The sequence below is a fragment of the Armatimonadota bacterium genome (assembly GCA_018268395.1).
Lineage (GTDB): Bacteria > Armatimonadota > Fimbriimonadia > Fimbriimonadales > Fimbriimonadaceae > JAEURO01.
Window position 1 is genome coordinate 26,144 of the sequence record JAFDWQ010000007.1, and the last position, 25,412, is coordinate 51,555.

Below are 25,412 nucleotides of genomic sequence, written 5' to 3' on the forward strand. Positions count from 1 at the left end.
TGGGTTGTACCTGCGCAGATCGCGCAAGACGCAACAGGCCGCACGGCACTTCTACCGTGTCCTTGTCCGTCTAGAATGCTGTGATGCAGTCGGCGTGGAAGGTCGGGCTCTTCGTGGTCGTCTTCGTGGGCCTCCTCCTCGGAGCGTACGCCGTGCTCGAAAAGAACCTTTTCGCCAAGCCGACAGAACGCTATTTCGCCGACTTTGCGGACGCCGGAGGCGTCGCAACGGGCTCGGCCGTGTTCCTTTCCGGCGTCCAGGTCGGCCAGGTCAAGGACGTCCGGCTGCTCGGGCCGAAGCAAGCCCGCTTGACGTTCGACCTCGACAAAGGCACACAGATCCCGGCCGGAAGCACGGCCCAAGTCCCGATGTCGTTCATCTCTATCGGTGACACGCGGGTGTTCATCGTCCCTCCGGAGAAGGTCGACGGATATCTCCAGCCTGAGGCGGTTCTGGCGGGCCGGCTCGGTTCGCCGCTCGAGGGACTCGCCCCCGAAGCCGGCAAAACCTTGGAAGAGCTGAACAAGACGATGGTCGCGGTGCAAGGACTGCTCGAGGACAAATCCCTTAAGCACGACCTTCATGCCCTGATGAACTCGGTGACGGAAACATCGACCAAGTTCGGCGGGGTGGCGGACCGGATCGACGGCCTGATCGCTTCGAACGAAGGCCGGTTCAAAGGGCTCCTGACGTCGACGGCGGGAACCCTGGAGAACATGCGGCTCGTGAGCCTTGAACTCCAGAAGTTTGCGGCCAGTGGCCAGCTTCAAGACAAGACGACGGCCCTGCTCGACAACTTGAACGAGACCGTCAAGAAGGGGAACGCGCTCGTCGGAGACCTCCAGTCGTTCGTCAACGACCCCGACCTCCGAGGTTCGTTGAAGGGAACGATGGAGAACGTCAAGGTCATGAGCGAATCGGGCCCCCGTATCGCGGCCGATGCTGAAGTCATGGCCAAGAACGGGGTCGAGATCACCGCCGAGACCAAGGAGCTGATGAAAAAGGCGAACAAGCTCGCCGACCAGGTCCAGGAGATGATCGAGAAGTTCAACGGCACGATCGACAAGATCGGACAGGGAGGAAAGAGTTTCGCGAGCGGGTTGGAGTACGAGGCGACGCTCACCCAAGAATCCTCGCCCGGCCGACTCCGCGCCGATGCGAACGTCTTCATCCCGATCGGAAAGGACAAGGTCATGATCGGCCTTTTCGACGCCTTCGAGTCCAACAAGATCAATTTTCAGATGGTCAAGAGCTTCGGCCCGAACCTGGGCCTTCGGTACGGGGCGTACGCCAGCAAGCCGGGTCTTGGGGTAGATTATTCGCTCGCGCCGAGGCTAGGCCTTCGCGGGGACGTGTTCGGACTGAACGACCCCCGCTTCGACCTTCGCCTCAACTATCAGGTCGGCCCTGGCGCATACGGTTGGGTAGGCCTGAACAAGATTTTCGAGCGGAACTCGCCGTCGGTCGGCGTGACGATCCGCAAGTAAGCGAGGAATTCGGGAATGAAGGTCATCCTAAAGCAATCGGTGCCGAAAGTCGGCAAGGAAGGGCAGGTCGTGAACGTCAAGAACGGTTTTGCCCGCAACTACCTCTTTCCGCAAGGGATGGCGATCGTGGCCGACAAGAAGCAGCTCGGCGTCTTGACCCGGCGCAACGCCAAGATCGAGGCCAAGTTGGCCGAGACCAAGAGCGAAGCCGACACCATGCGCGAAAAGCTCCACGGTCAGGTGCTCAACATCGAAGGCCACGTCGGGAAGGACACGGGCAAGCTCTTCGGGGCCGTCACGTCCCAGGACATCGCCGACGCGATCAAGTCCCAGTTCGGAGTCGATCTGGACAAGAGGATCGTCCTCTTGAGCCAGCCGATCAAGCAACTCGGCAACCACACCGTCGACATCGACGTCCACCGTCAGGTCGACATCCGCATGACCGTCCGTGTGTTCGACCCTGAACTCGTCGCTGCGGAAGCCAAGAAGGCGGCGGAACGCAAGGTCATCCAAGCCGCCCCGGCCGAGACCGTTGAAAAGGTCGAAGAGTCGGAAGGCGAAGCCGTCGAAGCTTGACGCCTCAGCGGCCCATCGCCATCTTTCCGATGTCGAGGGTCACGACGCCGATCACGAGCACCATCACGAGGAACGCCCCGATGGTGCTCAATTGCATTTGAAGCTTCAGACTGAGGCGACGGCCGCCTCGTAGGAGTTCGGCGAACGCCACCATCATCTGTCCGCCGTCAAAAGGCACGATCGGCAAGAGGTTCATGACGCCGAGCGAGACGCTCAACATCGCGGCGACCATGAAGACGGCGGGCGGGCCGGCTTTTCCAGCGTTTCCGATTTCACGGGCGATCGACGCAGGGCCACCGATGTTTTCGGCCAGCGTCTGGGGTTTCGAAACCGACTCGGCCAAACCTGCGACCAGGAGGACCGGGTACTTCACGGCGGCGTCAAACGCCTCGACCGGTGCCAACGGCTTATGGTCGAAGACCGGCGACATCTGCAGTTTCGCCTGGATCTTCTTTTCCGACGATGGTTTGTTGTCCTCTTGGAGCACCGGACTCGGCGCCTTGTCGACCACGGGCGTCACGTTCGCGAACAGGGTCTTGCCGTCCCGTTCGTAGGTCAGGCGTACAGGTACCGGCTCGTAGCGCCCGTCCTTTTCAGTAAAGCTGACACGGACGGTCTTGACGAGGTCGTAGAACGTCGCGACGGGTTTTCCGTTCGCTTCCAGGATCTTGTCCCCGGGTTTCAAGCCGGCCTTTGCTCCGGGCCCGTCGGCCGTGAGCGACCCGATCACCGGCGTCGTCCTCGGCACCAGTTCACCGTTGATCGCCAGGACCACGGCGAGCAACAAGACCCCGAAGGCGATGCTGAAGAACGGTCCAGCGAACAGGACGGCCAGTCTCGCCAACGGGGGTTTGCTATAGAAGCCGCCTTCGATCTCGGTCTCGCTGCCGTCTTCCTTCGGGTGCATGCCACGGATCGCGGCGAATCCGCCGAGAGGAAGGCACAACAGGGAGAACTCGGTCCCATGCTTGTCCGTACGGCTCAAGAGCGGCCGGAAGAGGACCGGGCGCTTCTCAGGGCCCATCGGTCCGTCCACAAAGATCTGTCCTTGGCCGTGCTTCTCCTCTTCACCCTTGTGCAACACCGGATGGTAATAGACGAAGAGGAGGCCGATGACGGCGAAGATCGCGAGGAGGCCCACCGTCTGAAGCGGGCCCATACCCTTGCCTCCCGTCCCGACGAAACTCAGGACGACGGCGACCAACCAAGCTTTGGCGACCGTTCCGACCGTCGACGCCAGAGGAAGACGGTAGACGTTTCCCAATCGCGTCGCGATCCAGACCGGCAACACGGCTCCGAGAACGGCAAGGGAAGCGTAAGCGCCGATCAAGTTCTGGGCCGACATCGCCCAGGCCAGGCTCACCCCGGCAACGGTTCCGACCGCGGCCAGGATCCACGGACTGGCCATCGGTTTGGCCCCGAGTTCGGACGGTCGCGTCTTGCGGATCCCGCCCATCATCACGGCGAACGCATCGACGTGCATCCCGCATGCCCGTGCCACCCAAAAGTGTCCGAGTTCATGGACGGCGACAAGGATAGGGAGGATCGCAACGATCAGCAAAGCAGTGAGAAGCGTCTCGATCAAGGGGCCCATAGGCTGTCCTTATTCTAACTGCAGAACCGAACGGACCGTTTCCCGGGCCCACGCGTCCGTCTGGAGCACGTTCTCCAGCGTCGGATCGACGGGCGTATGGCGCGAAACGGTCTCGGAGACCACGTCCGCGATCTGAAGGAACCCGCACCGACCCTTCAAGAAGGCGTTGGCGGCTTCCTCGTTCGCTGCGTTCATGGCACACGGAGCCGTCCGGCCGACTTTTGCGCTGTGCCGGGCGATCTCGAGACAGGCGAAGGTCGACGTGTCCACCTCTTCGAAGGTGAGCGGCCCGCTCTCGACCGGGTTCCACCTCTTCAACCCTCCAGGTGTCCGGTCCGGATAGAGAAGGGCGTATTGGATCGGAAGACGCATGTCCGGCCAGCCGCATTGGGCCAAGACGCTCGTGTCTTTGAACTCGACGAAGCTGTGGACGATGCTTTGCGGATGGACGACGACGTCGACCTGACCGATGTCGAGGCCGAACAGCCAATGCGCTTCGATGACCTCGAGACCCTTGTTCATCAACGTCGCCGAATCGACCGTGATCTTGCCCCCCATCCTCCACGTCGGGTGGTTCAGGGCTTCTTCGACCGATACGGAAGCCAACTCGTCCCGCTTCTTGCCCCGGAACGGACCTCCGCTCGCGGTCAGGACGAGCCGTGCCACTTGATCCGACCGGTAGCCTTGTAGACACTGGAACACGGCGCTGTGCTCCGAATCGATGGGCGTCATCACGAGCCCCTTTGAACGGACTAGAGGCATGACGACCTCCCCTGCCGCCACGAGGACCTCCTTACTGGCCAGAGCGATGTTTTTCCCCGCTTCGATCGCCGCCAACGTCGGCTCCAGTCCGATCACTCCGGCCACGGCGACGACCACGATGTCGGCTTCCGGAAGCGTGGCAAGGTCGACGACGGCCTGGGGACCGCCCGGTACGCCATAGGCTGCAGCCGCAGGAGCGTCGAGAAGCGCCAGTTTCGCTTCAGGAAACTCCGCCGCTTGCGCGGCGAGCGCCTCGCCGTTCCGGTGAGCGGAGAGCCCTATGACGTCCAGCCTTTCGGGATGCCTCCGGACGATGTCCAAGGTCTGCCGTCCTATGCTCCCTGTCGAACCTAAGACGACGACCCTTTTCACCCCCGTTTTGTACCTGATTGAAAACTCGCGGCCCTGGTCGGTAAGAAGTGCCCCGCCAAGCGCCGAAAATGACAATGTATGTCCGATTCGAACTGGATGCACGTGGCCCCGCCCTCCGTAGACTTTGACGCCCTCCTGGCGAAGTTCCGGTCTGCGGAGAGCTTGCCGGACCTTCCGGCTTCGGCCCTCCAGCTTTGCGACGCCATCGACAAGGGCGACGCTGAGACCGGCCAGCTCGAGAAGATCATCCTCAGCGACCCCGCCATCACCGGGAGCGTGCTCAAGGCCGCCAACAGCGCCCTTTACGGCGGGAAGTCGAACAACGCTTCGACGGTCAAGGGCGCGATCTTGCTCCTCGGGCAAAAAGCCATCCGGAGCATCGCCGTCTCGGTCTGGGTCCAGTCGCTCGTCCACCAGTCGAAGGGTTCGCCGAAGTTCGACCCGGCCAAGTTCGCCGCCCACTCGATGTTCGTCGGCTTCCTCAGCAAGTATCTGCTTTCGACCGTCACGAGGACGAAGTCCGTCAAGAGCGCATGGACTCCGGACGAATTGTTCGCGGCCGGCGTCCTGCACGACCTTGGGATCGGGCTCCTCGCCTCGATCGACGCTAAGCTCTACGAGGCCGCCCAGTCGTTCGCCGCCGCGAACGGGAAGTCGTTGAACCAGTCGTTCCTTGAAGTCACGGGCCGCTCGGTCGACATCCTCAGCGTCGCCGCTGCACAAGCCTGGAAATTGCCGGACCTGTTCGTCGACGTGCTCATGGGCCAATCCGAGCCGCTGCTCGCTGATAAAGAGGTCGACGCCCTCTGCTGCGTCAATTACGCGGAGTACCTCGCCCAGCGGACGGGTTACGCCCTCAGCGACTGGCGGGTCGAGGCCGTGATCGAGCCGGAGGTCGAAGAACGGGTCGGACTGAGCCCGGACGACGTCTCCGACGTCCTGGAACTCGTCGCCGGTCTGACCACCGAGTTCGTCGCAGCGGCGTAAACCCTGTCTGGGGCCGACCCCGCGAATCTGTCGGGAGCGGAGCATAATCCGCCCCATGTCCGCGACCGTGGCCACCGACCGTCTGATCCTCTCGGACGAGCAAGCCCACCGCCTGAGCGAACAGTTCGGCACGCCCCTGTACGTCCTCGACGAATCCCTGCTTCGGGCCAGGGCGCGCGAGTTCGTATCGGCATGGCCGGGCGAGGTCTCGTTCGCGACCAAGGCAAACTCGACCTTGGCCGTGGTCAAGATCGCCTACTCGGAAGGGTGTACGGTCGACGTCGCGAGCGAAGGCGAACTTCGTGCCGCGCTCAAGGCCGGCGTTCCGGCATCGGCGTGCCGGCTCCACGGGAACAACAAGAGCGTGTCCGAGATCAAGTTTGCCGTCGAGTCCGGCGTCGGCAAGATCATCGCTGACGCGTTCGAGGAGCTCGAGCGTCTCGCTGCCTTCCCACGGCTACCGGACGTCCTCCTCCGGATCGCCCCAGGCGTCGACCCCAAGACCAACGCCAAAATCTCGACCGGTCAGGCCGATACGAAGTTCGGGTTCGGGCTCGACCAAGCCGAGCAGGCGCTTGTGCGCGCTTTAGAGCTGAAGCTCCCTGTGATCGGGTTCCACTGTCACGTCGGGTCCCAGCTCATGGACGCCGAGTCCCAAGTGAACGGGGCGAAGACGCTCGCTTCCTTGGCCGTCGACATGAAGGAGAGGCACGGATGGTCCGCGTCCTTCCTGAACGTCGGAGGCGGACTCGGCGTAAGGTACTCGGAAGGGGACAGACCGATGCCCGTTAACGAATTCTGCCGATCGATCGCAACGGCCGTCCAGGAGACCGTCCAGGGACGCTTGGACCTGAACCTCGGCATGGAACCGGGCCGCGCCATGGTCGCCGGCGCGGGAGTCACGCTCTATGAGGTCGGGGTCGTGAAGCGTGCCTCGACAGGCCGAAAGTACGTCGCCGTCGACGGCGGACTGAGCGACAACCCCCGGCCCGCGTTCTACGGGTCCAAGTACGAACTCGTCTGGCATTCGCGAGAGAGCACAGGTTCCGAGACTGTGACGGTGTCCGGCAAACACTGCGAAACCGACACGCTCTTCCCGGACGTGCAAGCACCGGCGGGCGTCGAAGCCGGAGACATGCTTCAAGTCCTCGGAACAGGCGCTTACAACTCCGTCATGGCGAGCAACTACAACCGGCTCCCAAGGCCGGCGGCCGTCCTTCTACGCACCGACGGGAGCGCCGTGGTCGTCCAGGAGCGGGAGACGTTCGAGCAAGTCCTGCAGCGCGAGAGACTGCCGGAGGGGCTCTGACCCATGCCCCAATTCGATTTTCAGTCCCTGATCTCGATCCTGATCGTGATCTTCTTCGCGATCGGACTTCACGAATACGCCCACGCGAAGATCGCCGACGCGGCGGGCGACCCGACGCCCCGTTACTACGGTCGGGTGACCCTCAACCTGTTCAAGCACTTCGACCCGCTCGGGACGATCATGATCGTCCTGACCGCCCTTTACGGGTTCGGAATCGGCTGGGGTAAGCCGGTCCCGATGGACCCTCGCAAGATGGGCAACCCTCGGTGGGACCACTTCATGGCCGTCGCAGCGGGGCCGATCTCCAACCTGATCCAAGCCGGAGTGTTCTCGTTGGCCCTCAGGTTCGTCCCCGGCTTGATCGACGCGCCCTTCTTCGGCAACCTGCTGATTTACGGCGTGATGATCAACATCGGGCTGTTCTGCTTCAACCTTCTCCCCCTCGGGCCGCTCGACGGCATGTGGCTCCTCGGGACGTTCCTAGACGAGAAGGCGCGCCTCGCCTGGACCAGGTGGAACCTCACCATCGGGCAGTTCGTCTTCCTCGGCCTTGTCCTTGTCGGCCAAATGGTGCCGGAACTGAACCTGATCTCCCGCGTGATCCGGCCCGTCATGCAGACCCTCTTCAGGTTCCTGATGGGAGTACCATAGGCTCCCATGGACGGGGACAGACGGATCCTGAGCGGGATGCGGGCCACAAACTCGCGGCTCCATCTTGGAAACTATGAGGGCGCCCTGCGCAACTGGGTCAATCTTCAAGAGCGGTTCAAAGTCTATTGTATGGTGGCCGACTACCATGCTCTGACGACCATGGGCGAGATGCCGCCCGACCTCCGTTACAACGGTAGGGAAGTCGCCAAGGACTACATCAGCGCCGGGATCGACCCGGAGCGCTCGACCGTCTTCCTCCAGTCCGACGTCCATCAGCACGCCGAGCTCCACCTGATTTTCAGCATGGTCACCGGGCTCGGCAAACTCGAACGCGTCCCCACGTTCAAGGAAAAGAAGGACGAACTCGCCGAAGGCCGCCCGGTCTCCTATGGACTCCTCGGATATCCCGTCCTACAGGCCGCCGACATCCTCCTTTACAGGCCCTACGGCGTCCCTGTCGGCCGTGACCAGGCGCCCCACCTCGAACTTTCGCGCGAGATCGGACGGTCGTTCAACGCGGCATTCGGCGTGGACGTGTTCCCCGAGTTCAAAGACCTCATCGACGAAGACGACCTTCGGGCGAAGGTTCCCGGTCTTGACGCGGACGAGAACGGCCAACTCCGGAAGATGAGCAAGTCCTACGACAACTGCATCTACCTCACCGACTCGGCCGACGACGTCGCGACTAAAGTCAAAAGCGCGTTCACGACCCCGACGAAAATGCGGAAGTCCGATCCCGGCGTGCCGGAAGGGTGCGCCGTCTGCCAGTACCTCAAGATGTACTCGCCGGGTTGGGAGACGCAGTGGGACGAAGACCGTCAGGGCGTCCGGGGTTGCATGCAGAACAAGGCCGAGCTCACTGAAGTCTTGAACACCTTTCTGGAACCGATGCGGGAACGCCGCAAAGCGGTCGACGACGGTGCGATCGAGGCGATCCTGCAGCGCGGGGCAGAAGAAGCGTCCGACGTCGCTTCGGACACCATGCGGCTCGTCCGCGACGCTATGAAGATGTAGGCCTTACCGGTCGAGGTTGATCGCTTTGGCCAGTTCGGCAAGTTGTGCTTCGTCCAGACCGACCCTCGTCCTCAAGGGACCGTCCTGCTCCAAGATTGCAAGGACAAGGTGTCCGGGATCTGTCGGCCTGCCTTCCGCAAGCTCGGACGCCCTGGCCAGGGCGCCTTGGAGGGAAAGTTCGACGACCGTAGCGTTCTCGACCCGCTGCACCGACTCTGCGACGACGTTGTTGGAAAAGTCCTGCGCGTGCACCCCGACTGAAAGGAGCGCTTTGGCCAAGCGAGGGCTATGGTCCATGACCGCGAGCACGAGCATGCAGGTGCGCGTGGTCGATTGGAGGGAAAGGAACATCGAGAACGTGGCGTCCTGGCGCTTGATCAGGCCGAAAGCCTCCTTGATCCGTTTCATGGGCGTCTGCGGCCTGGGGAAACCCTTGGGAGGGTCCTTACCCCGGACAACGGCCACTGTCGCCCTTGCCCGTTCCATGGTGAGATCCATTTTCTCTAGCATGCGGCCCGCCAGTCCGTCATGCTCGCGGATCAAGCCCAGTAAGAGGTGCTCGGTCCCGATGAACTGATCGTTCAATTGTCGGGCCTCGTCATAAGCGAGATCGATGACGCGCTTGGCCCGGGGAGTCAGCGTCATGTCTTGCGATGTTCGAGGCTCCCCACGCGGCAGCATCCGCAACACCTCCGTTCTCACCAACGCCAGGTCGATTCCGACGTCGTGCAGGACCCTCGTCGCCGTACATTCCTCCCTCACCAGTCCAAGGAGAAGGTGCTCGGTGCTGACGTACCCCTCGCCCACCCCTTGTGCCTCTTCTTGAGCGAAAAAAACGACCCTCCGCGCGTTTTCGCTGAACCGCTGCCACACGGGGGCATTGTATCAGTGCGAACTTCGTAATAGGGGCGCGAGACGTCGGGCCAATGCGTCGGCCGATCGGAAGAGATGTCCATTAAGACCGGCGCTCTCGGCACCGAGAACGTTGGCTTCGAGGTCGTCGACGAACAGCGTCCTGGACGGCACGGTTCCCAGTCGTCGGCACACTTGGGCGAAGATGACAGGGTCGGGCTTGCAGGTCCCGAACTGCGCCGAACACCAGATCTGGCTGCCAAAGATCGGGACGACTTCTGGGAACAGGACACCGATCTCTTCGATAAGGAGGTGTCCGTTGTTGGTGAGGACCGCGACAGGCACACGCTCCGCCGTCCGAGCGGCGATCTGCAAGACGTCGGGGTGCGGGGTCATGCCGGACCGGCGGTAAGCGACCCAGTCGGACCGGGACAACGTCTTTCCGACCCTGGCTCCGAACTCTCGCAGATACTCGGCGGCGTCGAGTTGACCCCGATCGGCGCGGTCTTCGAAACCGGAGCCCCAGATCGCAGCGACGACGTCGTCGGGAGTAAGGCCCGAAACTCCGGATAAGTGCCCGATCCTGGCCTCGTCGTCGAGACGGCACAAGACTCCGTCCAAGTCGAAGATCACTCCGTCGATTCCGGCCACTCCGGCACAGGATACTGGGCCCCCGATCGTCGGAGACGGGGCCACGTCCGTCGAGCCGAAGGGAACGCTGAAGCCGGTTTTGGCGAGTATCGGACGAGAGAGTGCGCGGAAATGAGCCGACAGACCGCTATCGACGTCACATTGTCCTTGCTACGGGTCGTGGCCGGACTCCTCTTCTTGCAGGCCGGTGGCTCGAAGATCTTCGGATGGTTCGGCGTCCTGCCAAAGGACATGTATCCGAGCGGGACCGTTCCGTTCTTGTCCCAAGCCGGGATCGGCGGAGCGATCGAAGTCGTCGGCGGTTTGCTCTTGATGTTCGGGCTTTTTACGAGAGTCGTCGCGTTCGTATCGTCTGGGGAAATGGCCGTCGCTTATTTCCAGTTCCACCAGCCGAACGGGTCGTGGCCGGTCCAGAACCAGGGACAACAGGCCGTCCTCTTCTGCTTCATCTTCCTCTTTTTCGCGGCGTACGGGGCGGGGCCTTGGAGCCTTGACGCTCTCATGGCCAAGCGCTCTCGTCGGTCTAAGAAGGTCGAAAACGACGATTTCGCTCAACGTCTTTAGCCGGCTGGGCGAATCCTGTCCGTTTTTGTCATATCATGACGGTACTTTCTTGGAGGTTCCTCATGTGGCCCGCCGTATTGACTTGTTCGTTGCTCGTACACCAGCCGTCGCCGTCCGGACCGACACCGGTCGTGCCCCGATGGAAACTGCCGGCATACTTCCGTCCGTCCGCAATGCTCCGTGAACGCGAGGGTGGAGAGTTCGAGGAAGAAGCGCTCCTAGCCGAGGCGTATCGTGCGAAGTCGTGGCCCGGCCAACGGCCGAACCGCGAGAACATCAAGATCGCCCGTCGGATGAAAGCCGAAATGAAGGTCGGCGAAGGCCCGTCCGGCGGGCCACCGCCCGCGTCCCCTTGGGAGTACATCGGCCCCACCAATCTCTTGAACGACGGGAACGACTACGCCTTCGGGCCGTCGCCTGTCAACGGGCGCGTCAACTGCGCGGTCTACGACCCCTTTGACCAAGAGACGATCTACGCGGCATCGGCCATGGGGGGCGTCTGGAAGTCGGAAAACACCGGTGTGAACTGGACACCGCTGTCCGATTCCTGGGACCAGCTCGAAATGTCCTGCATCGCGGCCAACCCGATCATCCAGGGTCACTTTTATGCCGGGACAGGCGACGAAACGGGATCCGGCAATTACGATTACGGTGCCGGAATCGGGGTCATGGTGACCAAAGACAACGGTGCGACATGGACGCAGAGCGGGTTTCCCGGCCCGTTCTCCGAAACGAAGATCGCTGATATCGTCGCCGATGCTCAAGACCCGGCCCGCATTTTCGTCGCGGCCGGAGGCGGCGACGACGAATGGGTGAAGCTCTATATGTCGCCCGACGAAGGGACGACCTGGCAGGTCTCGTTGAACGTGTTCGCCCATTGGTACGACCTTGACGCCGTAACGACGACTTCGGGCGGCGATTACATTTGGGCCACCGGAAAGCTCCAGGACGGGACGCTGACTTTACGGGTCACCACCGACCACGGTTCGACCTGGACGAACGTTCCGCTGCCCTACCGAGGCACGTCGAGCGACCGGCTCTATGTCGCCGGTTCGAAAGTCAACCCCGCCAAACCGTACATCTACTACACCGGGTCTCAACGTGTCTACGCCGGCGGTGCGTTCCTCGGAATGTGGAGCAACATCACGGGCGACTTGCCGACCGTGAGCGACGGAGTCTGGGCGCAAGCTTCCTACAACAACGGTCTGACGTGTTTCAAGCGGACGTTCGGCGGGACGACCGACGCGCTCGTGGTCAACAACTGCGACTCTTATATCTCAAAAGACGCGACCGGTACTTGGGTGGCCGTCGCGAACGGTTACACCGGCGACGACACTGCCCACGTCGACCATCACAACTTTACTCCGCACCCGGTCGACCCGAACCAGTTCCTTCTGTCCACCGACGGCGGTGTGACACGGTGCATCTATAACCCGGCCACGAACACCTTCGCCACGGTGCAGACCAGCAAGAAGCTCGGCTGTACGCTCGTGACGAGGATCTCGGTCGACGCGACCGTACCGACCGGGATCATCGCGGGCCTGCAAGACAACGGTTTCGCACGTTGCGGGGTCGACGTCTTGAACTGGGACAACCTGCTCGGAGCGGATTGCGGTCACTCTGCGATCGACCAAGAAGTGCCGGGAATCCAGTACATGATGCCGCCGAACTTCGACAAGGACGATGAAGGCGAGGGTTACATCTGGTTCACGAGTAACGGATGGGCCGACCGCGAGGAGCTTTGGATCAACACTCTTGGCGAGAAGCACCGGAACAGTCCTCCGATCGTCTTGGACCCGAGTTCGCAACGCACCATGTACTGTGCGACCGACTACCTCCACCGCTACGACTTCGTCACGAAGCAGTGGGAGACGAAACTTGGAAACCAACTCCTCTCCGTAGAGGGCCATGTCCGGCATCTCGCGGTGGCACCGAGCGACTCGGACCGGATCTATACGGTTTCCGGCGAGGGCGAGGTCTGGATGAGCAAAGACCGGGGCGACAGTTGGGCGCCGATCCACACGGGGACACCCGGGCTCCCTGTGGAATCCATAGGTCACGTCTCCGTGGATCCGAACGACAGGAACCGGATCCTCGTCACCCTCGAAGGAACGGGGCTGACGGGCAAGCTCTGGGAATGCCAGAACACGACGGCGGCGACCCGCGTCTGGTCGGACCGGACGGGCACCGTCGCCGGGAAAATGCTGCCAGTGGCGCCTGCCGCCGCCATTGCGCGGCATCCTGACAACCCCTCGAAAGTGTGGTTCGTCGCGAACGAACTCGGCGTCTACCTCACCCGCGACGAAGGGAAGACCTGGGAGGACTTCACTCCTAAGGGCCAGTTCCCGGGGGTCGCGGTGTCAGACATGGTCGCTCATAAGTTCACGAAGACGTTGATCGTCAGTACCTATGGGCGAGGGGTCTGGAAGCGGTCGATCAAGCGTCTCCCGATGCCGCGGCCCTGGTCGAGAGGATGAGCGGACTCCCGAGGAAGCCGAACGGTAGAATCGGCGCCATGGGTTTTCGCCTCCGGACCGGAACGTTGATCCTCCTTACGGCCTTTGCGGTCTCGTCCTTCGCCCAAGACGATCCGAAGCCGTCACCGGAAAGCGACGCGTACCACGCGTACCGGCACCAGTTGACGCAACCGCTGTACGGGACTGCGAAGGTCAAGTCCCTGATCGCAAAGATCAAAACCGATAGGGAAGACAACCGGGTCATGCCGGACTCGGTGTACAAGAAGCTGACCTTTCAGGAGAAGCTCACCTTCGTCCTGCTCCACGGCGAGGACTTCTCGCAAAACTGCGACATGATGCCGCGGATCCTCGACGAGCAGAAAAAGATCTTCCCGTACTTCCCGAGCCCGTTCGGCGACGAATCGGTCTGGAGCGAGCGGCAACGGGGCTTCCTGACCGCGAACAGGGCCAAGGTGGTCGCTCTCCTCCGTGAGACGATCCGGACTCGAAAGCGGGTCGGGGTGAACGTGAAAGCCGTCATCGCGACGCTCGACGCCAAGGAACTCGTCCCCGATGTCGTCAAGGTCTATAAGGCCGACAGGAAGGACCGCGACATCCTGACGCTCTTGATGGTCCTGATGGGCGCATCGAAGTACGGTCCGTTCCTTAAGACAGGGCTCTACAGAGACCTCTACGGCGAGGAGGCCGGCTATCAGGCCAACGTGCCCTTCGATGCTAAGACCGAGGCCCAGATCCTGACCCTGGCCACGGCGTTCGCCAAGTCGGGCCGGTGACGATGATCGCCCTGACCGTCTGGGTCATGGGACTCTCCTCGATCGGACCCGAGTTCGTCCGAGTGCCGGCCGGGGAAGTGCGCCTAGGAAAGAAAGGCAACGTGGCCAATCCCTTGCGGACGGTCCGGATCGGCGAGTTCGAGATCGCAGCGAAGGAGACCACCAACGCTCAATTCGCCGCGTTCGTCAAAGCGACCGGGTACGTGACCGACGCCGAGCGCTCCCACAACGCAATGGTCTTCGAACCGGGGTTGCCCGAATTCCGTTGGATCAAGGACAAATCGGCGGACTGGCGCTTCCCGAACGGAAGGTCCCGCGACTCGGTGAAGGGAAAGGACGGCCATCCTGTGACCTCGGTGTCCTTCCACGACGCCTCCGAATACTGCCGCTGGGCAGGCTTCCGCCTTCCCACCCTTGACGAGTGGGAAGCCGCGTGCCGTGCGGGCACGTCGACGGACTGGTTCTTCGGAAGCGACGACGAGCGGATCAGGGAATACGCCAACGTCTGGCACGGTCGCGACCACTTGACCGCCGACCGCTCCGACGGATATATGACGACGTCCCCGGTCGGGAGCTTCAAACCGAATCCGATCGGGCTCTACGACATGTACGGGAACGTGTTCGAGTTCTGTACGGGCCAACTTCCCGGAGACGGCCCGCGCACCGTCCATAGCCGAGGAGGGTCATGGTGGTGCAGCAAGCGTTCGTGCTGCTTCTTCAACTCGGCCGACATCGGCAAAGTCGACCGTCACGCCTCGTTCAGCAATCAAGGGTTCCGGGTCGTGCGGCTCACTCTGACCCGTCGATAGGGACCGACGACACTGTGGACGCAGACCGACGGGAACAAGCTCTACGACGGGCCGAGAGCGCGCGTACGACGTGGAACCTTGAGTCTGGGGGCCGCCGGGCCTGGGTGTGTTTCGACGACGACGTGACGTTCGACCTCGGACCTGATCCCGAAGGTGGCCGTTTCCTGGAAATCTCGGACCGAATGGTGTCCGGTCGCACCTATCTCCCTGACGCCGTCCAAGTGTTCGGGCGCTTCATCGCCGAGCAACGGGACTTACGAGCCGGGGACAGACTGCTCCAATCGGCTCCGCTCTTCGGACGGTGGGGCGGGCCTCTAATGACGTCCGCAGTCGAAATGGCCGTCGTCGAACGGGGCGAGACTCGCTGCCGGATCGGATACGTCACGACCGAGCGGCACCATGCCCGGGGAGGATGGTCGGCGACGTTGGACAGCCGCGACGGCCGTCTGTCGCTCCGCGTCGTCAGTACGTCAAACCCCAAGTCCTGGCTCTTTTGGCTGGGGCTCCCTATCGGACGGGCCCTTCAACTCCGCGCCAGACGCCGCTCGGTCGAGGTCTTCCGGTCCCTTTGACCTTTACGCGAGCCCGGTCGAAAGGGGCCGGTAAGGATGCCAATACCGGATGTCGGCCCCAGACCGCTGTCAGCATTTCCGATGACCCATAACCCGCGACTGGTGCGCGCCTTTCGGAACGGATACATTGTCGTTAGGAATCAGGCGTCAAGGAGAATGATATGTCTCATACGCGCAAGAAAGGCGGACAACGCAAGGACAAGAAGGTCGAGCGGATGCACGAAGCCGAAGAATATCGGCGCTCCATGTCCGACGGGCCGAAGCCCACGACCGATCAGAAGGACATCGTGGGCTACAAGTCCGGAGGGCCGAGCGACCGGAACCGGGAACCACGGCCGACCCAACCTGAACGCAGGTGACTGCGCCCGGCTCCTTACGGAGCCCGGCGCGGCCCGTCGTCCGAGAAAGCAAGAATGAAAAACGGAAAGGGGCGGATGAACGGGAAGGTCGCGGTCGTGACCGGTGCGGCTTTGGGGATCGGGCGCGCCTGCGCACAGATGCTTGCCAGGGAGGGTGCGTCCGTCGCCGTGACGGACCTTTTGGACGCGGAGGGCCAAGCCGTCGTCAACGAAATCTGCAACGAAGGGGGGACAGCCGGCTATTGGCACATGGACGTCACCGACGAGCAGCAGGTCAGCGACGTGATGGGCATGGTGCGGTCGCGGTTCGGTCCGGTCACTGTGCTGGTCAACAACGCCGGCATCACGGGCGAAGACAAGTCGACCCACGAGTTCACCACCGAGGAATGGGAGGAGGTGATGGACGTGAACGTCAAAGGGGCCTATCTGTGCATCAAGTACGCCGTTCCACAAATGATCCGCAAGGGCGGGGGCAGCGTCGTCAACGTCTCATCGGTGTACGGGATCGTCGGCGGTCCGGGCTTGGCCGGTTACCATGCTGCCGAAGGTGCGCTTCGGTCGATGACGAAGACGGACGCGGTGACGTACGCCCCTCGACAGGTCCGGGTGAATTCCGTTCATCCCGGGGTCATTTGGACCCCGATGGTCGAGGGATTGATCGCTGCCGAAGAAGACGTCGTCCATGAGCGGGCCGAACTCGGGGCGAAGCACCCGTTAGGACACGTGGGCGAGCCCGACGACGTGGCCTTCGCCGTGCTTTACCTCGCGTCCGACGAAGCCCGCTTCGTCACTGGCGCCGAACTCGTCGTCGACGGCGGATACACGGCCCGTTAGCCCGGCGGGCTTTCGACCGGACGCACGATGCAGATCACGACCGTTCCACGGCTCGTGTTCATTGCGGACAGCGAGGCCCGGATCGGAAACTCGCTTCCGTCCTTGTGCATCGCAGGCGTCTCCAAGTGCTGACCCATCGGTCGGCGTTGCGGGTTTTGGAGGTACGAGACGCGGTGCTCACCGTGCGCGGCACGGAACCGCCGGGGCACCAGTTCCACGAGATCGTGCCCAGTCAGCTCGTCCTTTCCATAGCCGAAGAGGTCTCGGGCCGCAGAGTTCATGTATTCGATCCTGCCCTCGGCCGATACGACGAGCATCGCGTCCGGCGCTTGTTCCAACAGCTCGTTATAGAACGGCAATTCGGATGCGTCGAATTTGGCCTGCAGGGCCTTCACCAGGTGTTCGTTCTCCCGGCGGAGTTCTTCGACCGCCGCTTCGCGTTCGGCCTTGAGCATGACCGCGACCAGTTCGGTCCTACTGAAAGGACCGAGCTTCATCCGGACACGGCCCCAATACGTCGCCACGGTGGCCTCGCTGATCCCCAGTTTATAAGCGATGGCCGTATCGGTCAATCCCTCCGAAGCGTAACGCAAGAGCTGCTGTTCGCGTGGAGAGAGTTCGGGTGTCGTTCGGTCTGTGGTCATGTTCGTTCGAAAAGTGACCGGTACTTCAAGATTTTACACTTTTCTTGCAGCATTGGGTGATCGCGACGAAAAAGACCGGCCCCATACGGCATCCAAGGGCCAGATTTTAGACGATAGAAGACGCGACCGGCCCGCTTAAGCGGCCTTTCGCTGGGCCACGTGCTTCAAAACCGATTGGGTCTCGTCTTTGAACGTCGCGAACGCCGTGTCGATTTCGGCCATGACCTGGTTGACCTTGTGGGACGTCAGTTCCACTTCGTGGGCGACGATCGCGAAGCCCCGACCGGCGTCGCCCGCCCTGGCCGCCTCGATTTTGGCGTTCAGGGCCAGAACGTGCGTGTTCTTCGTGATTTCGGAGATGTTGTCGATCGCCCGAGAGATCTGTCCCGCCGAGTCGTGGAGGGCGTGTTCGAGGTTCAGGATCATCTCGCCCCGTTCCTGATCGGTAGCGGCCAGTCGTGTGCTCTGCTCGTGCATGTCGGTCAAGGCGCCGTTCAACAGCTTGGCGCCCGTACGGAACGTCCCGCTCATGCCTCGTTCGAGGACTTGCCGATAGTATCGCCCCGTGCTCGCGGCTTGCAGACTGGCCGTCGACTCCCGGACGTAGACGTCGGTGCTGTCGAGGAGGCTGTTGATGGCTTCGGCGATCCGCATCAGCCGAGGATCGTCACACTGCCCTAAGATGCGAGGTTCAAGGTCGCCCTTGGTCGCCGCGTCGCAGACGCGGGTGATCTCGTCGAGCAAGGCGGTCGCTTGATCAGCGGATGACGGAGAAGATGAACTCATCGTAGGTGACCCCCTGGGATTCGAGGAACGCGCCGAAAGCCTGCAGCGACCGCTCGAGCCCGACCCTGGGTTCGGCGTCTTGCTCCAGACTGCGGAGCTTCGCGTAAACGGGTTCGACGGTCGCGACCGACGCCGGCTCCGGATACCGCCTGTTCGAGTGGTAACCGATGATGTCGCCCTTGGGCCCGTAAGTCGGCGTGACATGGGCGAGCACCCAATAATAGTCGCCGTTGCGGGCCATGTTCTTCACATAGGCGAAGACTTCGTGCCCTTCGCTGATCCGGTTCCAGAGGAACTTGAACACGCAGCGCGGCATGTCCGGATGGCGGATCACGTTGTGGGGCGCACCGATCAGTTCATCGAGCGAGTACCCGGCGATCCGGCAGAAGACCGTGTTCGCGTACGTGATCAAGCCCTTCGTATCGGTCTTGCTGACGATGACCTCTTCTCGCCCGATCGACCTCTCCGTCCGCGTCGGCCGGGCCGCGCGGTGCTCCCGCATCAGTTCGTTGACCATCGGCTCTCTATCGATAATCTTCGGGAGGCGGGCCGCACGTCTGAAGGGAGACTTCTCCCCAAGACCGGCGTAAGAACCAACGACCATGGAGCGCCAGACCTTTGTTCCGATGCTGAGCTACGAGGACGGGCACAAGATGATGGATTGGCTCGCTCACGTTTTCGGCCTCGAGATCAAGGAACGTTGGACGTCCGACGACGGTTCGTTGAGTCACGGGGAGCTTGAAGCCGACGGGCAGGTCTTGATGTTGGCGACCCCGACGCCGCTTTATCTGTCACCGTCGAGCGTCCGTTCCCGGTTCCCCCTTGCGGCCCGAGCCGGGGACACTCCGTACGTGATCAACGGCGTCCTCGTCCGTGTCGGGGACGTCCGCGAAGTCTTCGAGCGCGCCGTCGCTGCGGGCGCCGTCGTCCTATCGCCCATCGAAGAAGGGTTCCCCGGCACAAGGTTCCGGATGGAGGATCCCGAAGGACAACGTTGGTTCGTTATCGAGGGGTGAGGGCGTGCCAAGTCGGGCCGTCGACACCGATCCCGGTATTTGTCCTGATCGGTGGAACTTCTCCCGGTGGAAGACAAATCACTGTCATGAAGGTCTTGAGCATCCTTTCGTTCCTCTTCGCAGCCGTTGCGAGCCATGCCGTCGGAATCGGCGTCATCGGTGGAGGGGGCGGAGGGGGCGGTGACGACGAATGCGCACCGATTTCCGCTACCGTCTACGCCAACGACCTTGTGACCTTTACCGGCACCGCGGTCAATGGTGCCGACCAGGTCAAGATCGAGATCACGACCCCGGGTGACGACGACGTCGCGACCCTGACCGTTTCGCCTGACGTCAACGGTAACTTCTCGGCCGCCTGGTTCCCGCCCGTCGACGCGACCTACACGGTCCACGCATCGACCTATCTCAATGGATTAGAACTCAGCTGTCAGACGGTCGCGTTCGTCAGTGCAGTCCGGCCGGACGCGTTCGGAAAGATCACGGGCGGCGGCTGGTACGAACTCAACGGCGGCAAGGACACCATGGGTTTCGTCGCACAGGTCCTAGGAAACGGCAGCGTGCGCGGAAACTGGGAGTTCCAGGACCACTCAGGCAGCAAGAACTTCAAGAGTTCGTCCGTCGATTGGGTCTACGCCCCGAGCTGTAGCGAAGGTTTCTTCAGCGGCTACTGCAAACTGAACGGTGTCGGTAACCTCCGATTCTTCGTCCACGTTTTCGACAACGGCGAACCGGGAAGCTCGGACTTCGCCGAATTCAACGTGTACGATCCGAACTCGGGGGCTTTGGTCTACAGCTACAGCAAGACGTTCAGCAAGGGCAACGTCCAAGTCCACTGCAAGTGACAAGAGACGTTCTTGCTCAAGCGGCCCCGTCGAACATGTCGACGGGGCCGCTGTGTTTTCAAGAAAAGGGGATCTGCCGGCCCTATCGCCAGATGGCTTTGAGCGCCGTCACTTGTGCCGACTTCACGTTCGCCCGTCCACCGAGAACGCTCACAGTGATCCCCTCGCCGTCGAAAAGCGCGTACCGGGTCGACGAGAGCTCGCCATGGTTGACGAACAGCTCGATCGATCCACGGTCGATCAGCAGCTCAAGGTGCCGGACCGGTCGGGCGACGCGCCCTTCTGCCGTCCCGTTCGTCACGCCGTCATCGGAGACGGTCACCTTTTGGCCCCGCACGTCGAACTCCAATCGGGCGCCTCTGTCGAGGGAAACGTCAAGGACGAGCCGGAATGCTTCTCCCTTGGCCGCGAGCTTATGGGGACGACCGGGTTCCAAGGTGACCGGCCCCGCCGACTTCGATCGGCCATGGAGCAAGGACAGCTCCTTGATCGGCTCTCGGTGGAGGCGGAAGCCTTCGGACGTCCGGTGCAACGTCAAACGGCAAGGGAACGACACCTGTTGACTGAACGGCATGTTGGGAAAGACCGATCCGCGCATCCAGGCGGCTTGGATCCGCCTCCCGTCGCCCGTCTCCGTATTCGCCCACGTTTGCGTGGCATAGAAGTTCGGGCCGATGTCGCAGACTTGTCGCTCTCCTTCTTGGACGAACCGTTTTCCGTCGAACGTACCGACCGAATAGTGCCCGTTCCCCTGGACGACGATCCACTTCTTTGTTCCGGGTTCGCCTTCGACCGGCAGTTCGAACATGTCGGGGCACTCGAAACTGTCCGGAATCGGATGACCCGTGTCGGTCCAATCGGTAAGGTTCGAGGAGTTCAGGACATGGTAACTGCCCTCCCCGTACATGACCATGACCCAATGTCCGCCCGGGCCGTACCAGAACACCTTGGGATCGCGCTCCGCTTTGAGGAGGAACGGGTTCTTGGGGCCAGGCTTCCACGAGCGGCCGTGGTCGAGGCTGTAGCTGAAGCACTGGCTCTTGTTGTCGAACCGTGACCAGAACGCGATCATCGGGACGTGTCCGTCCTTTCCAAGTCCCGACGTGTTGTTTTCGTCGATCACGCACGTCCCGGACTGGACGCCGCTTCCCAAGGACTCTTCAAAGAAGGCGGGCTCCAGCTCCTCCCAATGGACCAGGTCCTTACTGACGAAGTGGAGCCAGCACGTCGCCCAACGCTGGGCGAAGAGGTGGTACTCGCCGTCGTAATAGATCAGGCCGTTCAGGTCGTTGATCCACCCTTCCTGGTGTTCCACAGGGTTGAGGCGCCGCTCTTTCCAGTAGCGGGCCGTCACGTGGACCAACGGCCGGAGCGGTTCTTGATAAAGCGGTCGGTCGAAGTCGCTCATTTCAGGTCGGTCGGTCTGGACCAAGTGATCGATGTTGACATGGCCCCAGTCTCCTGTAGCCCGATCGACGATTTCGATCCGAGCTTTGGCGCCGCGAAACTCCTTGACGTCCCAGTCGGTCGGGGCCAGGACGTCGCTCCTGTGCCCGGCCGCTGTCCGTACGACACGACCCTTGACGATCAGGTTGATGCAGGTCTGACCGGCCATGTCGCCACCGCCGATCCGGAAAGCGATATGGCGCCTTGCGATCTGAAACTCGGGTGACGTCAAGGTTCCCGTGGGCCGGTCTCCTTCCAACTCGCTCGAGGCCACCGCCCTGTCTCGATTGTTCCGGATTTCGAGCTCGACGAGCTTGGGCCCAGAGGCCGGTCCGAGACGGAACGCGTCTCCGGACTGGGACCAGTTCCCGTACGTTCCGGTGTCGAAGACCGACAAGGGCAAGTCCGCCGCCCTCCCAAGGGCCTGGACGACGAGGGCGACGAGCAGCATGGCCCCCGATGGTACTTCGTCCACCGTGCGCCGAATGACGGTGCGCTCGTGGCCCTCGCGAGTTCGCCCGTGCCAGGGGCGTCGGTATCATGGGCCGTGGACGTTCCGGCGACGATCCTAGAGTCTGAAAGACTCGTGTACAGAAGGCACGTCCCTGAGGATCTCGGCGCCTACTGCTCGATGATGGCGGATCCCGAGTTCCGACGCATGAGCGGCGGATTGCCGTTGACCCGCGAACAGGCAGAAGAATCGTTCGGGCACGTCATGCAGGGGGAACATGACGATCCCGGTCCCATGAGGCTCTGGGCGACCGTATCGAAAGCGGACGACACGTACATCGGGAGGTGCGGCCTTTATCGTCCGGAGCCAGGAGGCTCCAGCGTCGAAACAACGGGCGTCCTCGCCTACTGTATCGCTCGACCCTATTGGGACCAGGGCTTCGCGACCGAAGCGGCCCGTGCGTTCGTCCGCTACGGGTTCGACGTACTCGGACTCGACCGGATCGTCGCCGGAACGAGCCCCACGAACAAAGCGTCGAACACGATCCTTCGACGCCTTGGCATGGTCCGGAACGCTGGATCGGGGCCGGCCTTCGACACTGTCCTCGTCAACCCGGCTCTCGGACTCTAGACCGCCGCGCCCGATCGAGATCGGCCCTCGTCATGTCCGTCGGCGCCGAACCCGACTTTGACGGCTTCCAAGAGGACGTCGGTGTCGATGTCCGCTAGGCGCTTGAACTTGATGCAGTAACCCGTCACTGCGGCCTTACCGATCCGGTCCGCGAAGGTCTTCGCCAGGAAACCCTTGTCGTCCAGTCCGAGCACGTAGACCGAAATGCCGCCCGTGTTCGCACTGAGGCCGATCCGATAGAACTCCTTGGTCGAGCCGTCGGCGTACCGGATCGTGCACTGCCCGTAACCGATGTTCGGATTGGCGACCACCTTGCCTTGGGCGTCTCGACCGTCCGTGAACCATAGCCTGCAGCCTGGGCTCGCTTCTTGAAATCGGGCGTGAAGCCGTTCCATTTCAAGCTGTTTCGGTGCGGTCAGCGATTCCAGGTAAGCCCGGATCTGGTCTTCAGTGTTCATGGTCGTCGCGGTTCGGCACTCAGGCCCAGCTAAAAGATACTGATCCAGGTTATGCACGAACTTGGGTCCTGCGTGCTTGAATGCTTGTCGGACCCGAAATCGGTGCGCACGCTTCGGCCGCTCTTGTCAGGTCGATTTCGACGTGGACCGCTTTTTCGGAGTTTTGGCCAGCATGTGCTTTCGGACAAAGCTGGCGCTCGTTTCGGCCCAGAACAAGACGTCCGACGCCTTATCGAACGTCCCCTCGACCAGGTAGGCGAAATTCCTCAAAGGTCGGCCCGTAAAGTCCATCGGTGCGACCCGACCGGCCTGGAATTCGCGGGAATAGTCCTCGTCGCTTATTCGGACGACGAGCCTGTCTCTTTCAATGCCGACGAGCATCTTGCCGTTGAGGGTGAAGCACAGGCCGCCGAACATTTTCGTCTCTCCGAGCTTCTCCCCTTCTAGGAGAGCGAGCGACGGCACGACCGCGCGTATCCGGTCTGCGAGCGCGGGGTTGAACGGCATGGTCAGACGATTTTCATCCCGACAGGAGGGACAACGTCTCCGACCTGCTGATAGAACCAGAGCTTGATGCCGTTGTTGTCCTCGACGATCGTGACCCGGTCTCCCCACCACATGTCCTCGAGCGGAGTCGGGTCCAAGCCCGAAGCGGTCAGCCGGTCCCTGTACGTACGAACGTCAGAGACCTGAATGTAAAACTGGGTCGCGGGAATCCCGGGCGTCTCTTCAGAGGCCCGATTGAACATCAACCGCCCTCCTTCCATCAAGACCGTGCAGAACTCCAACAGTCCGTCGTTCCCGACGACGGCCATGAGATGGTCGAACCCAAGTTTTTCGACGTAAAAGTCACGAGTGTCGTCGACGGACGTCACCGAAACGATCGGCATGACGGACGCTTGCACGGTTCAGTCCGCCTCCGGAAGCCAATGGAAGTCGACGTCGCCACGGACGGTCTGGATGTAGTTCAACTGCCCCGAGTGGTACATGGTGTGCCAAACCGCCAGATTGGCCATCCCCAGCGGGGTGAACGGGCCGACCGGCGAAGGGAAAACGTCCGCGACAAAGTCGCCTTGGTAGTTTTGGACCGCGGCAGTGAATTTTTCAGCGTGGATCCTCAGGGCTTCAAGGGCAGGCGCCTTTAGGCAGAAGTCTTTCGGCGCCCTGACCCATCCGCCTTGGGGCCCTTCGATCTGGGACGGACCGTCGGTCAGCAAGCCGGCGAAGGTGTCGAAAAACCCTACCATCTCGTAGACGAAGTCGAACCCACAACGGGAGGCGCCGCCACAGCAGGCTGCCAAGTCGTCGTCGCTCATCGAGCGAAGGTCTGAACCGAAAAGCTGAAGCGAGAAGGCCAGGCGGTCGAGAACGTCCTTCCTGGGGTCGAAGGCAGAGGTTGTCATGCCTGAATAGTTTTCCTTGCAACAAGGTGCATAATCTACTACCGTAGGGAGTAGCTTTTGAAAGATTTTGAGGTCCTCGCGTGCGTCGGACTGACACAGTACGAGCGCCAAACATTGATCGCGCTCCTTAAGCGCGGGGTCGCAGACGCGGCGACCCTGTGCACGGACGGCGATGTCCCGAGTTCAAAAATCTACTCGGCCACGGAGAAGCTCGCCAAGCTCGGCCTGATCAGCGTCCAGCGGTCCCGTCCACGACAATTCGCCGCGCATTCCGTCGAGGACGTCGTCGGGCGGATTTCAGAGATCGTGCACTCTCAGGCAGAAGCACGGGCGGAAGAGGCCGCGGGCCTCGTGGCCGCGATCAAACGGGCCCAAGGAGCCGACCAGCCCGCGTCCGCCTTCACCGACGTAGCGATGGGTGCGTACCAGCACGTGCAACGGCACTTGACCCTCTTGGCGTCCGCGTCTTCGGAGATCGTCTCTTACCTGGAATCGCCCGACCTTGACGCGATCCGGAAAGCGAAGGCCGAGGGAGTGAACGTGCTCCGCTCGGTCCGAAAGAACCTGGAGTCGCGGGGGATCGCACACAGGATCGTCTTCGGCTTCGGGCCTCGCGATGCGACTGGGTTAAAGGAGTTCTTGAGGGAGTTCAGGGCAGAGCTACGTTCGACGACCGGTGTCCGCTATGCCGGGTTACTCGGCCACCCGTTCCATGTCGTGGACCGCGAAACGGTGATTTTGAGCCTGGACAACCCGTTCCTGTCCGAACGCCGTTTCGGTTCGTTGATGATGAGGTCCAAGGAGCTAGCAGACCCCCTGGCACGCGGTTTTGAAGGGCTATGGCTGAAGAGCATGAAAAGCCTTCAGGAAGTGGACTTCGATCCTCGTGTCCGCTTCAACCGAGACGTGTGACCGCTTGTCGACAGCGGCCATGGGCGTGTGCCCAGATCGCTGAAACGGCTTGAAAGGGGGTTGGTACTCTCCACGGGATTCGAACCCGCGATCTTCGCCGTGCGAGGGCGCTGTCCTGAACCGCTAGACGACGGGAGCGCCTGGGGCCGAGAATGTACCCCGGAGGCTGGACGCCCGGTAC

Annotated in this window: 29 protein-coding genes and 1 tRNA gene; 17 read left to right on the forward strand and 13 right to left on the reverse strand. The window is 62.0% G+C overall.

Annotation, left to right across the window (positions count from 1 at the left end):
* Positions 1 to 83: 83 nt before the first annotated feature.
* Positions 84 to 1,487 (forward strand): MCE family protein, encoded by a 1,404-nt coding sequence (locus JST30_12420; GenBank protein ID MBS1715130.1) that lies wholly within the window; start codon positions 84 to 86, stop codon positions 1,485 to 1,487.
* 15 nt (positions 1,488 to 1,502) lie between these two features.
* A complete protein-coding gene (locus tag JST30_12425) occupies positions 1,503 to 2,063 on the forward strand; it encodes a 50S ribosomal protein L9 (protein ID MBS1715131.1) in 561 nt (186 codons plus the stop codon).
* Between the two features lie 4 nt (positions 2,064 to 2,067).
* On the opposite strand, the gene JST30_12430 is transcribed toward JST30_12425, so the two are convergent.
* Both JST30_12430 and JST30_12435 read right to left on the reverse strand, forming a co-directional pair.
* On the reverse strand, positions 2,068 to 3,657 hold the full coding sequence (locus JST30_12430; protein MBS1715132.1) for a site-2 protease family protein: 1,590 nt from the start codon (positions 3,655 to 3,657) through the stop codon (positions 2,068 to 2,070).
* A 9-nt stretch (positions 3,658 to 3,666) separates the two neighbouring features.
* The gene (locus JST30_12435) at positions 3,667 to 4,791 is read right to left on the reverse strand and encodes a 1-deoxy-D-xylulose-5-phosphate reductoisomerase (GenBank protein MBS1715133.1); all 1,125 of its coding nucleotides are present in this window, start codon (positions 4,789 to 4,791) and stop codon (positions 3,667 to 3,669) included.
* A 78-nt stretch (positions 4,792 to 4,869) separates the two neighbouring features.
* On the opposite strand from JST30_12435, the gene JST30_12440 reads away from it, so the two are divergent.
* The 4 genes from JST30_12440 to trpS are packed head-to-tail and all read left to right on the forward strand — an operon-like array spanning position 4,870 to position 8,752.
* On the forward strand, positions 4,870 to 5,778 hold the full coding sequence (locus JST30_12440) for an HDOD domain-containing protein (GenBank protein ID MBS1715134.1): 909 nt from the start codon (positions 4,870 to 4,872) through the stop codon (positions 5,776 to 5,778).
* A 55-nt stretch (positions 5,779 to 5,833) separates the two neighbouring features.
* Entirely contained in the window at positions 5,834 to 7,087 is a 1,254-nt protein-coding gene (lysA, locus tag JST30_12445) for a diaminopimelate decarboxylase (protein MBS1715135.1), read from the forward strand.
* Between the two features lie 3 nt (positions 7,088 to 7,090).
* Positions 7,091 to 7,738: a site-2 protease family protein gene (locus JST30_12450; protein ID MBS1715136.1), complete on the forward strand. Its 648-nt coding sequence runs from the start codon at positions 7,091 to 7,093 to the stop codon at positions 7,736 to 7,738.
* A 6-nt stretch (positions 7,739 to 7,744) separates the two neighbouring features.
* Positions 7,745 to 8,752, forward strand: a complete 1,008-nt coding sequence (gene trpS / locus JST30_12455) for a tryptophan--tRNA ligase (GenBank protein MBS1715137.1) — start codon at positions 7,745 to 7,747, stop codon at positions 8,750 to 8,752.
* 3 nt (positions 8,753 to 8,755) lie between these two features.
* Here the strand turns inward: trpS and JST30_12460 are convergent, their stop codons facing one another.
* Both JST30_12460 and JST30_12465 read right to left on the reverse strand, forming a co-directional pair.
* Positions 8,756 to 9,625, reverse strand: coding sequence for a hypothetical protein (locus JST30_12460; protein MBS1715138.1), 870 nt, complete (start codon positions 9,623 to 9,625; stop codon positions 8,756 to 8,758).
* 12 nt (positions 9,626 to 9,637) lie between these two features.
* Complete coding sequence (locus JST30_12465; GenBank protein MBS1715139.1) at positions 9,638 to 10,255, reverse strand: HAD family phosphatase; 618 nt, start codon at positions 10,253 to 10,255, stop codon at positions 9,638 to 9,640.
* A gap of 111 nt (positions 10,256 to 10,366) precedes the next feature.
* On the opposite strand from JST30_12465, the gene JST30_12470 reads away from it, so the two are divergent.
* The 7 genes from JST30_12470 to JST30_12500 all read left to right on the forward strand — a co-directional run bounded on the left by JST30_12470 (position 10,367) and on the right by JST30_12500 (position 16,643).
* The gene (locus JST30_12470; protein ID MBS1715140.1) at positions 10,367 to 10,819 is read left to right on the forward strand and encodes a DoxX family protein; all 453 of its coding nucleotides are present in this window, start codon (positions 10,367 to 10,369) and stop codon (positions 10,817 to 10,819) included.
* Positions 10,820 to 10,992: 173 nt separating this feature from the next.
* Positions 10,993 to 13,296 (forward strand): hypothetical protein, encoded by a 2,304-nt coding sequence (locus tag JST30_12475; protein MBS1715141.1) that lies wholly within the window; start codon positions 10,993 to 10,995, stop codon positions 13,294 to 13,296.
* 38 nt (positions 13,297 to 13,334) lie between these two features.
* Entirely contained in the window at positions 13,335 to 14,069 is a 735-nt protein-coding gene (locus JST30_12480; GenBank protein ID MBS1715142.1) for a hypothetical protein, read from the forward strand.
* Positions 14,070 to 14,071: 2 nt separating this feature from the next.
* Positions 14,072 to 14,878, forward strand: a complete 807-nt coding sequence (locus JST30_12485) for an SUMF1/EgtB/PvdO family nonheme iron enzyme (protein MBS1715143.1) — start codon at positions 14,072 to 14,074, stop codon at positions 14,876 to 14,878.
* 14 nt (positions 14,879 to 14,892) lie between these two features.
* A complete protein-coding gene (locus JST30_12490) occupies positions 14,893 to 15,450 on the forward strand; it encodes a DUF1990 family protein (protein MBS1715144.1) in 558 nt (185 codons plus the stop codon).
* A 161-nt stretch (positions 15,451 to 15,611) separates the two neighbouring features.
* Positions 15,612 to 15,809 carry a hypothetical protein gene (locus JST30_12495; protein ID MBS1715145.1) on the forward strand — a complete coding sequence of 66 codons (198 nt, stop codon included), beginning with the start codon at positions 15,612 to 15,614 and terminating at the stop codon, positions 15,807 to 15,809.
* A 54-nt stretch (positions 15,810 to 15,863) separates the two neighbouring features.
* Positions 15,864 to 16,643, forward strand: coding sequence for a glucose 1-dehydrogenase (locus JST30_12500; GenBank protein MBS1715146.1), 780 nt, complete (start codon positions 15,864 to 15,866; stop codon positions 16,641 to 16,643).
* Here JST30_12500 and JST30_12505 read toward each other — a convergent pair.
* From JST30_12505 to JST30_12515, 3 genes are all read right to left on the reverse strand, one after another.
* Positions 16,640 to 17,287: a PAS domain S-box protein gene (locus JST30_12505; protein MBS1715147.1), complete on the reverse strand. Its 648-nt coding sequence runs from the start codon at positions 17,285 to 17,287 to the stop codon at positions 16,640 to 16,642. The genes JST30_12500 and JST30_12505 overlap by 4 nt on opposite strands.
* Positions 17,288 to 17,422: 135 nt before the next feature.
* Positions 17,423 to 18,073 carry a hypothetical protein gene (locus JST30_12510; GenBank protein MBS1715148.1) on the reverse strand — a complete coding sequence of 217 codons (651 nt, stop codon included), beginning with the start codon at positions 18,071 to 18,073 and terminating at the stop codon, positions 17,423 to 17,425.
* Positions 18,045 to 18,575: a PAS domain-containing protein gene (locus tag JST30_12515; protein MBS1715149.1), complete on the reverse strand. Its 531-nt coding sequence runs from the start codon at positions 18,573 to 18,575 to the stop codon at positions 18,045 to 18,047. Before JST30_12515 ends, JST30_12510 begins: the two co-directional genes overlap by 29 nt.
* Before the next feature lie 100 nt (positions 18,576 to 18,675).
* Between JST30_12515 and JST30_12520 the strand changes: the two genes are divergently transcribed.
* Entirely contained in the window at positions 18,676 to 19,089 is a 414-nt protein-coding gene (locus JST30_12520) for a hypothetical protein (protein ID MBS1715150.1), read from the forward strand.
* Between the two features lie 86 nt (positions 19,090 to 19,175).
* On the forward strand, positions 19,176 to 19,931 hold the full coding sequence (locus JST30_12525; protein ID MBS1715151.1) for a hypothetical protein: 756 nt from the start codon (positions 19,176 to 19,178) through the stop codon (positions 19,929 to 19,931).
* A gap of 82 nt (positions 19,932 to 20,013) precedes the next feature.
* Here the strand turns inward: JST30_12525 and JST30_12530 are convergent, their stop codons facing one another.
* On the reverse strand, positions 20,014 to 21,828 hold the full coding sequence (locus tag JST30_12530; protein ID MBS1715152.1) for a glycoside hydrolase family 32 protein: 1,815 nt from the start codon (positions 21,826 to 21,828) through the stop codon (positions 20,014 to 20,016).
* A 96-nt stretch (positions 21,829 to 21,924) separates the two neighbouring features.
* On the opposite strand from JST30_12530, the gene JST30_12535 reads away from it, so the two are divergent.
* Positions 21,925 to 22,458, forward strand: coding sequence for a GNAT family N-acetyltransferase (locus JST30_12535; protein MBS1715153.1), 534 nt, complete (start codon positions 21,925 to 21,927; stop codon positions 22,456 to 22,458).
* Here JST30_12535 and JST30_12540 read toward each other — a convergent pair.
* The 4 genes from JST30_12540 to JST30_12555 all read right to left on the reverse strand — a co-directional run bounded on the left by JST30_12540 (position 22,455) and on the right by JST30_12555 (position 24,319).
* Complete coding sequence (locus tag JST30_12540) at positions 22,455 to 22,916, reverse strand: DUF1801 domain-containing protein (protein ID MBS1715154.1); 462 nt, start codon at positions 22,914 to 22,916, stop codon at positions 22,455 to 22,457. The two genes, JST30_12535 and JST30_12540, sit on opposite strands and share 4 nt — an antisense overlap.
* 126 nt (positions 22,917 to 23,042) lie before the next feature.
* Positions 23,043 to 23,423 (reverse strand): TfoX/Sxy family protein, encoded by a 381-nt coding sequence (locus tag JST30_12545; GenBank protein MBS1715155.1) that lies wholly within the window; start codon positions 23,421 to 23,423, stop codon positions 23,043 to 23,045.
* Positions 23,424 to 23,425: 2 nt separating this feature from the next.
* Positions 23,426 to 23,806, reverse strand: a complete 381-nt coding sequence (locus JST30_12550; protein ID MBS1715156.1) for a VOC family protein — start codon at positions 23,804 to 23,806, stop codon at positions 23,426 to 23,428.
* Between the two features lie 18 nt (positions 23,807 to 23,824).
* Positions 23,825 to 24,319, reverse strand: coding sequence for a hypothetical protein (locus JST30_12555; protein MBS1715157.1), 495 nt, complete (start codon positions 24,317 to 24,319; stop codon positions 23,825 to 23,827).
* A 57-nt stretch (positions 24,320 to 24,376) separates the two neighbouring features.
* On the opposite strand from JST30_12555, the gene JST30_12560 reads away from it, so the two are divergent.
* Positions 24,377 to 25,231: a hypothetical protein gene (locus tag JST30_12560; protein ID MBS1715158.1), complete on the forward strand. Its 855-nt coding sequence runs from the start codon at positions 24,377 to 24,379 to the stop codon at positions 25,229 to 25,231.
* Positions 25,232 to 25,292: 61 nt separating this feature from the next.
* On the opposite strand, the gene JST30_12565 is transcribed toward JST30_12560, so the two are convergent.
* Positions 25,293 to 25,369 (reverse strand) — tRNA-Ala (locus tag JST30_12565).
* Positions 25,370 to 25,412 lie beyond the last annotated feature (43 nt).